Here is a 13,493-nt window from a genome sequence, read left to right as displayed (position 1 = left end):
ACATCGCTAACGCTAGCCAGCGACACGAGACCACCTACCTAGCGTCATACATAAACTGAATGACGGTGATTTCGGGGACTTGCTTTGTACTCAAACCCGCTTTTTGCGTACAATCGCTCGCCAACTACTCCCCTTGCTGCTAAGCAATTACGACAGGCTTATACCGCATCGCATGATGCAAGTGATTGATATGACTAAAACAAGCCCAGCAGATGCTGCCCGTCTGTTTTCTGTGGCCCCCATGATGGATTGGACAACTCGCGATTATCGCGCGTTTGCACGCACGTTAACCAAGCGGACATTGCTGTACACCGAGATGGTGACCACTGGTGCCATTTTGCATGGAACGCCACGTGAGCGCTTTTTGGGTTACAGCGATGTTGAGCATCCGATTGCATTGCAGTTGGGTGGCAGCGATGCGGGCGAGCTTGCTGAGTGCGCGGCGATTGCCGAGGCGTGGGGGTACGACGAGGTCAATCTGAATGTCGGCTGCCCCAGCGACCGAGTGCAGAACAATATGATTGGCGCTTGTTTGATGGGCTACCCTGAAAAAGTAGCGGCAGCGGTGAAAGCTATGCAAGCGGTAGTGTCGATTCCGGTCACGGTGAAGTGCCGTATCGGGATTGACGATCAGGATGAAGATGCTGACCTGGCGCGGTTTATTGAGATCGTGGCGGCGGCAGGTTGCAACGTCTTTACCGTTCACGCGCGAAAGGCGTGGCTGCAGGGTTTGTCACCTAAGCAGAACCGGGATGTGCCGCCCCTTAACTATCCCCGCGTGCACCGTTTGAAGCAAAGCCATCCAGAGCTGCATATTGGCATTAACGGGGGGATCAAAACCCTTGCCGAGTGCAAAGCACAGCTTGAGCACGTAGACAGTGTGATGGTGGGCCGCGAGGCATACCAAAACCCGTGGCTACTCGCCGGGGTGGATGAGCAGCTGTTTGGTGAAGCAGGACCAGCACGCACGCGCCTGGAAGCGGCTAACGCATTTCGCCCCTATATTCAGCAGCGGTTGGATGAAGGGGCCAAGTTGAATCACATTACCCGCCATTTGCTGGGGTTATTTCAGGGCTGCCCAGGGGGTAGGCGTTTCCGACGCCACTTATCTGAACATGCCCATAAAGAGGACGCAGGCCTGCGGCTTTTCGATGAAGCGCTTAGTTTAGTTCGCGAACCCGAAACAGAGACCCCGGAAGCACTACAGCCCACGACCTAGTTCGGCTATGGGCTGCAGTTAGCGACAGTTGAGACGACGCCTAGCGGCGTTGAGCGCGCTAGGCGTCAAACACCGCTATGGATTGCGAACGCCCTGCTCAATGCGCTCGCCGATTTCTTGATCAATATTGCGCCAATATTCAAAGGCACGTGCTAATACAGGCTCAGTAACGCCACCGGATAAGTGTCCTACCACGTTCGATACTAAGCGATCACGCTGGGTATTATCCATTACTTCACGCACTAGCGCATGAGCTTGGCTCCAGTCGTCATCATCTTTTCTCAGCGTATAGGCCGCGCGCACAAACTTTCCGTCAGTCGACCACACCGCATCTTCTGGGTAACGCTGAGCATCGGCTTTCGGCCCGCCTTTGCTATTGGGCGTATACACCGGATCGGTAGCGTGTCGAATACGCATCGCGCCACCTTGGCTATAGCTATGTACGGGGCACTTTGGGGTATTCACGGGGATATGCCTGTAGTTCACACCCAAGCGGGCACGGTGCGCGTCAGCATAAGAGATAGAGCGTGCCAATAGCATCTTGTCCGGTGATAAACCGGTACCTGGCACCATGTTATTAGGCTCAAATGCCGCTTGCTCAATTTCGCTATGAAAATCCGTAGGATTACGATCAAGCGTCAGCTTACCGACTTCGATTAATGGGTAGTCCTTATGAGACCACACCTTGGTCAGATCGAAGGGGTTAACGCGATACGTTTTGGCATCCTCAAACGGCATAATCTGCATCTTGAGCGTCCACGTAGGATAGTCGCCCCGCTTTATGGCCTCGAACAAGTCACGACGATGATAATCCGCATCACTGCCGGCCATTTGATCCGCCTGCTCTTGGGTCATGCATTTAATGCCTTGATCAGTTTTGAAGTGATACTTCACCCAAAACCGTTCACCTTCAGCATTTACCCACATATAGGTGTGGCTGGAGTAACCGTTCATATGCCGCCATGTGGCTGGCACACCTCGATCACCCATCAACCATGCCACTTGGTGAGCTGACTCAGGCGCTAGTGTCCAGAAATCCCACTGCATATCGTGGTCGCGCAGGCCATTATCCGCACGGCGTTTTTGCGAATGGATAAAGTGCTGGAATTTCATCGGATCGCGGACGAAAAACACAGGGGTATTGTTACCCACCATGTCGAAGTTACCTTCTTCGGTATAAAACTTAATCGAGAAACCCCGGGGGTCGCGCCATGTGTCAGGGCTGCCGCTCTCCCCTGCTACAGTTGAAAAGCGGATCAATACGTCAGTCTTGGTGCCCGGTTGTAGAAACTTGGCTTTGGTGTAGGAGCTAACATCGTTAGTTACCTCAAAGTGTCCAAAGGCACCACTCCCCTTTGCGTGTGGCTGGCGGTCAGGAATCATTTCACGGTTAAACGCCGCCATTTGCTCCATCAAATAGTGATCGTGCATAACAATGGGGCCATCAGGCCCTACCGAAAGCGCATGCTCGTCGCTTGAAACCGGAATACCTGATTCGTTCGTAGTGGGGTGCTGGCTATCACGGCTCATAACACTTCCTCCTTGTCACATTCGACATGGCACGATCTGTACCACTGGAAAAAGCCGCCTTTAACGATCTATATTAATCTAAGCTAAAGCGGCTACCCCACAGGTATAGCCAACTCATCTGCATCACGCCATTTGTGATCCGGCTTCTTTTGCTATTGAGTTAATAGTTTTTAACTATAATATTGAATCAATAACTTTAATCTCGCACCAAAAACACGCATCAATACATCGTATCAATACATCGCATCAGGCTGAGGCGTTAGGCTTGATTGAAAATTCTCAATGGCTGTCTCAGCTTCCTCAATCTCATCAAAGCGGGCAATGTGATAAAGCGCTTCACCTTCGTTCGCTAGCGGCAATCGACTCATACCAATCACAATACCATCGGCCATGGAGAGCACTTCGCCCTCATCGTTACCAAACGGGTCAGCCACTTTACCGAGCACTTCGCCTTTTGCCACCCGGGCACCTAGGCGCACTTTGGGTCGTAAGATGCCGTCGATAGGTGCCCGCGCCCAGCTAGAGCCATTGGCAAGTTCCGCAGGCATTGGCGAGCGGCGACGCTGCTCGCCCGCTAGCATGCCTAAACGTCGCATAACTCGTAAAACACCACGCACGCCGGGGGCAATTGCCCACTCATCAAAACGTAGCGCCTCACCCGCTTCATAAGTCAGCACAGGGATACCACGGTTTTGCGCATAGTGGCGCAAACTACCTTCACGGAGCTCTGCATTAAGCACTACGGGCGCGCCAAATGCATCGGCCATGCGCTCCGTTTCACTGCCTGGCTGGAGCTGGGCACGAATCTGCGGAAGGTTGGTACGGTGAATAGCACCGGTATGCAAGTCGATAATATGCGTGGCGTGATCGACAATTTCATCGCGGAATAGCGCCGCAATGCGCCCACCTAACGAGCCCTTTTCACTGCCCGGGAAACAGCGGTTCAAATCGCGGCGGTCTGGCAAATAGCGCGTTTGCTGTAAAAAACCGAAGACATTCACCACGGGTACCGCAATTAACGTACCGCGCAAGCTGTTAATTGCCTTGGAACGCAGCAAACGACGAACAATCTCTACCCCATTAATTTCATCACCATGAATGCCACCACACACCAACATGACCGGGCCATCTTTACGCCCATGCACGACCTCAACCGGAATATGCAGCTGTGTGTGGGTGTATAGGCGTGCCACAGGCACATCTATTTGTAAGCGTTGGCCAGGCATTACAGTGTGCCCTGCCAAAATAAAAGGTGCTCGCGCCATGCTGAAATCCCTATAACGTGGGTAATGACGGTTTCATTTCGAAACAGCGTTTCCAAACAAATCTTATACGTCTTTCACTGAAATAACGACTTTACTAACCTAGGTTATGAGCTAAAACAATTAACCATACAGTTTTGAATGTAAAAAGTGATGCACATACGGTAAAATGTGACTATCCCGTGTCACTTATTGAGGTTACGTTTTTATGGCAAGAAAAACCAAAGCGGAGGCTGCTGCAACTCGCGAAGCGCTGTTGGATGCGGCTGAAGAAGTGTTTTTCGCAAAAGGCGTAGCTCGCACATCGCTGGAGCAAATTGCCCGTCATGCTAATCTGACGCGGGGTGCCGTTTATTGGCATTTTAAAAATAAAGGCGACTTATTTATGGCGTTGGTGGAGCGTGTCCGCATGCCTTTCCAATCCTTAATGGAAGAGGTCAACAACGCTGACCCTACCCTCTCGCCACTTACCGCTATTCAGCTTGCTTGCCATGCTGGGCTTAACCGTTTGGAACAGCCATCTCATCAGCGCATTTTGTCGATTCTTCTGCATCGCTGCGAATTCTTTAGCGATATTAATCCGATTCAGATGCAAGATGAAATCGCTGATGAGTGTTTCGACGAAATGCTGTTGGTCTTTCAACTGGCCCAGCAGCAGCAGTTACTACGCGATGATCTGTCCCCAGAGGTGGCAACCCGGCTGATGCAAGCAGCACTGGGTGGTTTGTTCCACGACTGGCTGCGTAATCCTGAGTCTTTCTCGCTACGTGAGCGTGGCGGTGAACTTATCGATACCTTAATCACCATGATGCAGCGCTAACCATCTCGCTGCAATGCAGCAATACACCTATACTGAGCGCATTGTCAGCATAGGATTATGTTATGGATGCATTGGAATTTGTTCGTGTCCGCGAACTTGATATTGCTGTTCGTATTTGGAACCCCAGCGCACCGCGCACGCTGATTGCGTGGCATGGCCTTGCGCGTCACGGCGGCGACTTCGAGGCACTTGCACACCAGCTAGGCAGCGACTGGCGTATTCTTGCGCCGGATACGCCTGGTCGCGGTCTTTCCAGCTGGTCACTGTTTCCTGCCCACGACTATCTTTACAGCCACTATATGACGGTGGCGATCGCTATTTTAGATCATTTCCAGTTAAAGCAAGTCGACTGGCTGGGCACGTCCATGGGAGGGCTACTGGGCATGCTGCTCGCTGCCGATAAAACGCATAGCCAACGGATTTCTAGACTTATCCTCAATGATGTTGGGCCTGAACTGAATAAAGAGGGACTCATCGCACTCTCCAGCTATTTCAGCCTAACCCATCGCTTTACGAGCTTTGTGGATCTACAAAAAGAACTGATGCAGCACTACGCAAGCTTTGGGATCATCAGTGACGCTGAGTGGCGGGCATTAGCACTTGGCAGCGCTCGGCGGCTACCAGATGGGTGTTGGACTTACCACTTTGATCCACGCATTGGTGAGCAGTTTATCCATGACACACCACGAGACACATGGGCAGATTGGGCGAACATTCACTGCCCTGTGATGGTAATTCGAGGTGCTGAATCAACGCTACTGGATGCCGAAACGCTGCCTAGAATGAAAGAGGTACAACCTGGCTTGGTCACCTTCACCGCCCCAGGCTGCGGCCATGCTCCTATGCTGAATCATCCCGAACAAGTCACACCGCTTCGTCAGTTTCTCGATACGCCACTGAGCGCTTTCACCTCCAGCAAACCAGCAAGTGCTCCTTCTACGTCGCTTCCTATTGCACAGTGGATTGTTAAACAGTGGCGGCGGCTATTTGGCTAAACAACACCCACTAGGTGGAATAGCCATTTGAATGATGTTTGCGGTGCAAGCGCAGCTTATTCACACGAACGCGCGTATCGAGATATTGCTGCTCAATCACACTACGGTATGCGCCTTCGTCGGCAAGATATTTCACTAGCACCCGGCGCTCGCCCGTTTGTGGGCAGTCTCCTGCTTTACAGTGCAACCTAACAGCACTGCTGGGTTCATTTTCCAGCTGAGCCGAGGCGTATTCATCATTCTGGCGTTCAGAAACAACGACAGTAGCGCCTAATAAACAGCGACGATTGAACGGCTGATAGCGATGAAGCGCGCGTTGCACTGAGTGGCACACGGCCGCCGCAATCGGCGACGCAACCGCAAATGATACCCACAGTACAAGCACGCCGACAGGCACTCTCAACATACCCAGCGATAACCAGCGCAGGGCCAGTAGCTCAATAGCGAGCGAAATTACCCCCGCAAAAAGTACCAAAATACTTAGCGCAAGCGTGGCGGGTACACCTGCAAAGCCTAACGACACAAGTGTGCTGGCCATGTGGTCGTCGCGCAGGCTATCGCGCTCAAACAGCTCAAGCGGTGCAAGCCTAATTAACACCAGTAACCAGTAGAGTGCTGTCAAAGCCAATAAGAGGGTAAAAACGATCGTAGGAAATTGCAGTGCAGCGGAAACAAGCGAGTGAATCATGGCGTATTCTCCTCCAGACAAAGCCTGGTGATGTTTTCGCTTGATGTTATCTTTATTAGCACAAGCTAAAAACAGCGATCTCTTTTAGCGTAGACCACCTTACGCGTTTATGTGTTTAGCTAACTTGATGCCCATCACTTAACAGTCGAAAGTTCAGCCGTGAGCTTTATGCGAAAGGCGTCCCCTACTCACCGCGCGATGGCGGTGAGCGGGAAATAGTAAATAATTAATATAAATGAGCGTAAATCAGCGACGCCCACGCAGCTTATCCCTTAGCTCCTGAAGCCGGCTTTTAACGTCGTCAAGAGTATGATTGTCGCCTATTAAGCTACGAATAGCCTGAAGCTGGTGATCCAATCGTCCATGGTGGTGAAGATCATCGGGGGTTTCATCTGCACCAAGCGGCAGTACATTTTCAAAGTAGGTCCCACCCAGTAGACGGCGTAATACACCTTCGCCTATAAACGCGTCGTCGCTGTTCAAGGTGCGGGTAGCTCGCAGCAAACGACGCACGTCGTATTGACCAGGATAGATATCCGGCACCTGTTTTTTAAGCCCAAGTAAGCTGTAGACGCCAATACGGGCTGTTCTCACCGAACTTTCCAGCGTGAACACAACATCGTTATGGGTTTCTACAAACTGACCCATACAGGCCAGGTTGGTGCAGCCTTCAGGAACCACCTCAGGGCGATCTCCCTTAGCTCTTGGCATAAATTGAGCGGTGATATAGGGCATTAGCGCGATACGGGTTTTGGTAGCGGCTACTATGGCATCAACTTGATCAATCAAACCAAGGTGGTAGCACATTTCAGTCAACACTTCTTTGCCGGTGCACGCTGGCATTGGCTTTTTGACATAGTCGCCGGGCTTGTCCATCAACAAGGCGTATGTCCACAGCACAATCACATCGTCGGGCTGGTCGGGGAAGTGCGGCTGGCGATTGCAGGTAAAGCTCATTAACCAGGAAGAGTCTGTAAAGGTAATAATCCCACCGGTGGCTGTGAACCCTGAATAAGGATCGTTAACCGACAATTCCTTAAGCTTATCCATCAAAGGCGATGGTTTACAGGTAAGCGTTACAGACTCCCAGGTAGAACGCGGAACGTCCCCGCAGAACTTTTCTGGCTTCCCAAAAATGTCAGATTTTTCTGCGAGATTCTTCCACAGTTGCCAACCTGATCCCACGCCAGCCTGCCCTTTATCTTTCAGCTGTGGAACGGTGTCATCATCGCCATAAGCAGTATCTTCGGTCATCGAACCCGTGGTGACGAACACCAAGTCGCGGGGACCGACCGTGATGGCTTTACCGCCGTTACTACCGTGACACTGAATGGTGGTGACGGTTCTACTGCCGCCGTCCTGAGTCTCCATGCCTAGGTTTTCGACAACCGTATCGTACTCAATCTTTACACCCTGATCCTTCAGCCAACTCATCAGTGGTCGAACAAAACTGTCGTACTGGTTGTACTTTGGAAATACCAATGACGTCATGTCGTTAAGGCCATCCATCAGGTGCAGGAAGCGATGCATATATAGCTTCATTTCGAGCACTGAATGCCAGTTTTGGAAGGCAAACATGGTGCGCCAGAAGGTATAGAAATTAGTGTCTAGGAAACCTTCACTAAACCACTGCTCTACAGTGACATCATCCAGATCCTCTTTACGCGCTAGCAGTAGCTTGATGACTTCCAGCTGCTGGCGTTTGGTGAGGTTCATGGTGGAAAAATCTTTGATCTGGCCTTGCTTTTCCAACAGGCGCGCTTTTGACCAGTTTTTGTCAGCGTCATTTACAATGCGGTACTCATCTAGCACAGTAAAAGGCGGCGGCAACTCAAGCGCCGGTATTTCCGAGAAGACGTCCCAGAAGTTCTGGTAGGTCATCTCCATTTCACGGCCTCCGCGCACGATATAGCCTTCTTCCGCGTTACCAGCACCATCCAACGAGCCGCCCTCTATGCTCTGCTCCTCTAGGAAAGTGATATTGCCAGCGGGCATATGACCGTCACGAATCAGGAAGAAAGCAGCAGACAACCCAGCAATACCGCCACCAACGATCCAGGCGTGACGCTGCTCAATACCCTCGGTCGGAAGTGGCCGGTTGTTGGTATAGCTGCCATGCAAATCGGCGGGTGGAAATGGCGTGTCGATACCGTTATGCAAGTGTCTTGATGAGGCGTCTGGCGTAATATCGAGAGGCTGCTTCTCGAGGGCGTCAATATGAGCTTTCAGCTTTGAACCAGATATTTTTGAAGGGTTAGAGTTGCTCATTGATAGCTATCCTTTTCTGGGCAATTACTATCAATAAAGTGTAGTTTAAAAAACCTAACAGCCTCTAAAAAACCATAAATAACTAATGTAAAAATTCGAAAAATTAGCAATATTAATTGTTTCCACTAGCGCTACCGGCAATTAAGCCATTTAGGTCGACAACAAAATGGCCACTATAAAAAAACGGGCACCATGTTCACATGGTGCCCGTTCGCCAATGACTAAACAGCGTTACGGCTGATCGTGACCTACCGCTGCCTGTCCGTTGCGACTATCTCGCTCTTGGTCAGGATGGCGTTTACGATAGAGCCAGTCGGAAACCGTGGCAATCATGGCGTAGAAGCTGGGAATAAACAGGCTTCCCAGGGTTGCGACAGACGCCATACCCACTGCAACGGTGGTACCTATGTGGTGACTACTCACATCACTCGCGCCAGTAGCCAGTGCCAACGGCAAGGTGCCGAAGATAAAGGCAAGTGACGTCATCACAATAGGGCGGAAGCGAAGCTCCGCAGCAGTAATCGCTGCTTCACGAATCGACTTACCCTGCTCTTTGCGCTGTAGCTCAGCAAACTCAACGATTAATATCGCGTTTTTGGCAGCCAAGCCGACCACCACCAACATCCCAATCTGTACGTACACACTGGTATCTAACCCTCGTAGCACAATGCCGCCGATCCCCCCTAGGAAAGCGAATGGCGTAGCCGTCAACACTGCGAGCGGTAGCGACCAGCTTTCGTACTGAGCCGCCAGGATTAAGAACACCATCAGGATACCAAACACGATGGCAAGTACGGCGGTATTGCCAAGGTTAGACTCTTGGTACGCTGTTCCTGTCCAGCCCATGCCCCAGTTTCTGCCTAACGTTTCCTGAACCACTTCTTCCATGGCTTCAATCGCCTGGGCAGAACTGTAGCCTGGAGCTGGGTTACCTTGGAACTGAGCACCTGCATAAACACCGAAGCGGGATACAACCGCCGGACCCGTTTGGCGTTCAAGCGTGACGAACTCGGAAAGCGGTATGCGATCGCCATTGCCACTACGCACATAAACGCTGCTGACATCATCCGGTGTTTTACGGAATTCATCTTCGTTCTGTAAGTAGACCTGGAAATTGCGGTTTTGGTAACTAAAGAAGTTAACAAACCCATTACCGAAGGTATTGGCAAGCGCTGAGTTGATATTCTCAAGCGCAACGCCATAACTGAGTGCTTTTTGCTGGTCAATCTCCGCACGGTAAGAAGGCACATTGACATTAAACGTCGTGAATACGCGACTTAATGCTGGGTGTTGGTTCGCTGCCTGCATAATTTGCAAGGACGCTTGATAAAGCTCACGCGTGGAAGCGCCCTCAAATGATTGCAAGTAGCCAGTGAAACCACCCGTTGTAGAAAGCCCCATTATCGGCGGCACGTTAAACGCCATCGCCGAACCACCATCAATACTCGCGCCCAGCTGCATAATACGGCCGACCAGCTCATTTGCTGTTAGCTCTCGCTCAGCCCAGGTTTTCATGTTGATAAACATGATGCCACGAGCGGTATTAACCGCGCTCGACAAAATGTCATAGCCTGCGACCGCAGAAGAGTACTCAACGCCAGGAATATCTTCTATCTGTGAACTAAGTTCAGCCATATAGGCTTGGGTTCGGCTAAGTGACGCGGCATCGGGCAATGAAACACTGACCAGTACGATACCTTGGTCAGTTTCAGGTACAAGCGTGGAAGGCGTATTCGCGTAGAGCCAGTAAGAACCAGCACCGACCGCCACGGTTAGCGCGAGCGCTAACACCCAGAAGCGCACCAGCTTTTTCACGAACCACATATACGCGGCGGTAAAACCAGCGAAGAAACGGTCAAATAGGCGCAGCGGCGTGGTAATCGCTCGCCGGAACGCAGACTGTTTCGTTTTATGCAGGTTATGCTTAATGAAGATAGCCGAGAGCGCGGGGGTAAAGGTCAGTGCCATTAGCGCTGAAAGCGCCACTGATATCGCCACGGTAATCGCAAACTGCTGATAAATTTGGCCGGTAAAACCACCCAGAAATGCCACCGGCACAAATACCGCCGCCATAATCAGCGACGTGGCAATAACCGGGCCGCCCACTTCTTTCATCGCACGAATGGTCGCATCACGCACCGAAATATCATCTTCTTCGCTCAGTACCCGTTCGACGTTTTCAACCACCAGTATCGCGTCATCCACTACGATGCCTATCGACAGCACCAAGGCAAACAACGTAAGCAGGTTGATGGAGAAGCCAAACAAGTAGAAGCCTGCAAAGGTGCCGATAACCGACACCGGCACGACTGACATAGCAATGACTGTAAAACGCCAGTTCTGCAAGAAGATAAACAGAATAACGATAACGATCAGAAACGCTTCGATAAAGGTCTTTAATACGGTTTCTACAGAGGCATCAATAAACAACGTGGTGTCGTAAGGCGTTACATATTCAAGCCCTGGCGGGAAGCGCCCGGCAAGCTCTTCCATGGTAGTGCGTACCGCATCAGCGGTTTCCAACGCGTTGGCACCCGGCTGCTGGTTAATAATAATGGGCGTCATCGTGGCGCCGTTTAAACGAGCATCCACGCCATAAAACGACGCACCCAGCTCAATCCGCGCCACATCTTCTAAACGTAGCGAAGAGCCGTCTGGATTGGTGCGCAGAAAGATATTGCGAAAATCATCGGTGCCCGACAAACGACCACCGGCGGTAATCGTGTAGGTATAAGCGCGCGGTTCGCTTTGTGGCGTTGCCGCTAAGTTACCCGCAGGGATCTCGGTATTCTGCGCGCGAATAGCGCTGGCCACTTCACTGGGCGTCAGGTCGTACTGAGCGAGCTTGTCGGGATCCATCCACACCCGCATCGCAAACTCACCGCCGCCTAACACTTCGGCATTACCTACACCGGGCACTTGGCGTAGCTCATCTAAGATATTTAATGTGGCATAGTTCTGCATGTAGATCTTGCTGTAGTCACCGCTGGGTGACGTCAAGGCAACAAGCATCAAAATAGAGTCGGAGCGTAACTCGACCGTTACCCCTTGCGATTGTACCGCCTCGGGTAGCTGTGAAAGTGCGCCCTGCACTCGGTTGTTCACGTTGATGGTGTTGATGTCACCATCCGTGCCGATATTAAAGGCGACACTCAGACTCATGGTGCCGTTATCAGCGCTGTTTGAGGTCATATACAACATGTCCTCAACACCATTGATGGCCTCAGCAAGTGGTGCTGCGACGGTCTGCGCCACTGTTTCAGCATCTGCCCCAGGGAACTGAGCCTGCACCGACACCGTGGGAGGTACAACGCTGGGATACTGCTCAATCGGCAATATTCGCATTGCCATCGTACCTACCAGCGTCAAGATAATCGCCAAAACGGTAGCGAAGATCGGTCGGCTGATAAAGAAGTTGGAAAAGTTCATTATTGCGCGCCCTCTTCCTCTTCTGCAGGCTGTGCGTCAGCCTCCCCTTCCTGCATTGCCTCTGCCTGCTCGGCTTCTTGCTGAGCCTCTTCCTGCTCTGCTTCTTCGACAATAGCGCCAGCGCTACCCTCAAACGGCTGAGGGTCAATTGCCCTGCCTGGCTCTAAACCAGCAGGGTCACCAACAACAACGCGCTCGCCAGCAGAAAGACCATCACGAATGATCTGCCATGGGCCAGCCACTTCTCCGAGCTGAACCGTACGCTCGCGAGCTTTATTGTCATCATCAACAATAAAGACCTGCGGCCCCATTAAACCCTGAGTAACGGCAATTTCTGGCACGGCCAACACATCAAAGCGCTTCAAGCCTTCAATACGAACCCGCACGAACTGACCAGGCAACACCGCGCCATCGGGGTTGGCAAACGTTGCTGACGCTTGCACCGTGCTGGTGCCGGTATCAACTCGGGAACCAAGAAAGTTCAGGCGGCCTTCAAGCTCTGTGTTATCGCCGTTAGTTTGCCCTGGCACACTCAACCGGGCGGTAATGTCTGATGCGCTCCCGCGCTCTCCCAGTTGACGACGCAGTTCAAAGGCATCCCGCTGGGGTAGCTGAAAACGTACTTCAAGGGGATCAAGCGGCGTGATAGTGGCCAGTTCAGTCCCTGGCGTCACTAAGTTACCTACATTTATTTGGCTTAAGCTGATCATGCCAGACACGGGAGCAGTGACGTTTGAATAGCCTAAATCAAGGTTAGCGCTGGTTAAGGCAGCTTCTGCTTGAGCTACACTGGCTTGGGCAACCCGCTGGTCAGCCAGTGCTTGATCATACTGCTGACGACTCACCGAGTTTTGGCTTAACAGCTGCTCAAAGCGCTGCGCATCGCGCTGGGCACGTGCCAACTCAGCGCGCGCACTTTGTAAGTCAGCCTCACGCTGATTAACCGTTGCTTGGTAGAGATCTGGCTCAATGGTATAGAGCCGATCACCCTGTTCTACCAATTGTCCAGGCTCAAAATGGCGCTCTTCCAGGAACCCGTTTACCCGCGCCACCAACGTGACTTCACTATCGCTGCGCAGCAGCGACGGATACGATTTATCTAGCGGAATATCCTGACGTGCAATTTCAGCAACTTCTACCGCATAAGGCGGCGCTTCCTGCTGACCAGCCTGCTGTTCCTGAGGCTGCTCCTGACCGCATGCGGCTAGCGCCAGTGCAGCTATCAGCGTCACTAGACTCGCTCGACCTGAGTGAATCGTCTTCTTCATACATCGGTTTCCCA

At 51.8% G+C, this 13,493-nt stretch carries 9 protein-coding genes; 3 read left to right on the top strand and 6 right to left on the bottom strand.

Annotation, left to right across the window (positions count from 1 at the left end):
• The first annotated feature begins 190 nt into the window (after nt 1-190).
• Complete coding sequence (dusA, locus tag K1Y77_RS04770) at nt 191-1,219, top strand: tRNA dihydrouridine(20/20a) synthase DusA (RefSeq protein WP_030070121.1); 1,029 nt, start codon at nt 191-193, stop codon at nt 1,217-1,219.
• Between the two features lie 75 nt (nt 1,220-1,294).
• Here dusA and K1Y77_RS04765 read toward each other — a convergent pair whose 3' ends face one another.
• On the bottom strand, nt 1,295-2,749 hold the full coding sequence (locus K1Y77_RS04765) for a catalase (protein WP_264430600.1): 1,455 nt from the start codon (nt 2,747-2,749) through the stop codon (nt 1,295-1,297).
• A 233-nt stretch (nt 2,750-2,982) separates the two neighbouring features.
• A complete protein-coding gene (locus K1Y77_RS04760) occupies nt 2,983-4,014 on the bottom strand; it encodes a succinylglutamate desuccinylase/aspartoacylase family protein (protein WP_030070119.1) in 1,032 nt (343 codons plus the stop codon).
• 205 nt (nt 4,015-4,219) lie between these two features.
• On the opposite strand from K1Y77_RS04760, the gene K1Y77_RS04755 reads away from it, so the two are divergent.
• Both K1Y77_RS04755 and K1Y77_RS04750 read left to right on the top strand, forming a co-directional pair.
• The gene (locus K1Y77_RS04755; protein ID WP_030070118.1) at nt 4,220-4,831 is read left to right on the top strand and encodes a TetR family transcriptional regulator; all 612 of its coding nucleotides are present in this window, start codon (nt 4,220-4,222) and stop codon (nt 4,829-4,831) included.
• Between the two features lie 62 nt (nt 4,832-4,893).
• Nucleotides 4,894-5,826 (top strand): alpha/beta fold hydrolase, encoded by a 933-nt coding sequence (locus K1Y77_RS04750; protein ID WP_264430598.1) that lies wholly within the window; start codon nt 4,894-4,896, stop codon nt 5,824-5,826.
• 10 nt (nt 5,827-5,836) lie between these two features.
• Here K1Y77_RS04750 and K1Y77_RS04745 read toward each other — a convergent pair whose 3' ends face one another.
• From K1Y77_RS04745 to K1Y77_RS04730, 4 genes are all read right to left on the bottom strand, one after another.
• On the bottom strand, nt 5,837-6,514 hold the full coding sequence (locus K1Y77_RS04745; RefSeq protein WP_404813842.1) for a hypothetical protein: 678 nt from the start codon (nt 6,512-6,514) through the stop codon (nt 5,837-5,839).
• A gap of 246 nt (nt 6,515-6,760) precedes the next feature.
• Nucleotides 6,761-8,782, bottom strand: a complete 2,022-nt coding sequence (locus K1Y77_RS04740; protein ID WP_264430596.1) for an oleate hydratase — start codon at nt 8,780-8,782, stop codon at nt 6,761-6,763.
• Between the two features lie 231 nt (nt 8,783-9,013).
• The gene (locus tag K1Y77_RS04735; protein ID WP_264430594.1) at nt 9,014-12,211 is read right to left on the bottom strand and encodes an efflux RND transporter permease subunit; all 3,198 of its coding nucleotides are present in this window, start codon (nt 12,209-12,211) and stop codon (nt 9,014-9,016) included.
• Nucleotides 12,211-13,479, bottom strand: coding sequence for an efflux RND transporter periplasmic adaptor subunit (locus tag K1Y77_RS04730; RefSeq protein WP_264430593.1), 1,269 nt, complete (start codon nt 13,477-13,479; stop codon nt 12,211-12,213). Before K1Y77_RS04730 ends, K1Y77_RS04735 begins: the two co-directional genes overlap by 1 nt.
• Nucleotides 13,480-13,493: the final 14 nt, after the last annotated feature.

The organism is Halomonas qaidamensis, from assembly GCF_025917315.1.
GTDB classification, from domain to species: Bacteria; Pseudomonadota; Gammaproteobacteria; order Pseudomonadales; family Halomonadaceae; genus Vreelandella; species Vreelandella qaidamensis.
The sequence above is the reverse complement of the archived record's forward strand: the minus strand, read 5'-3'. Positions and strand labels throughout refer to the sequence as shown.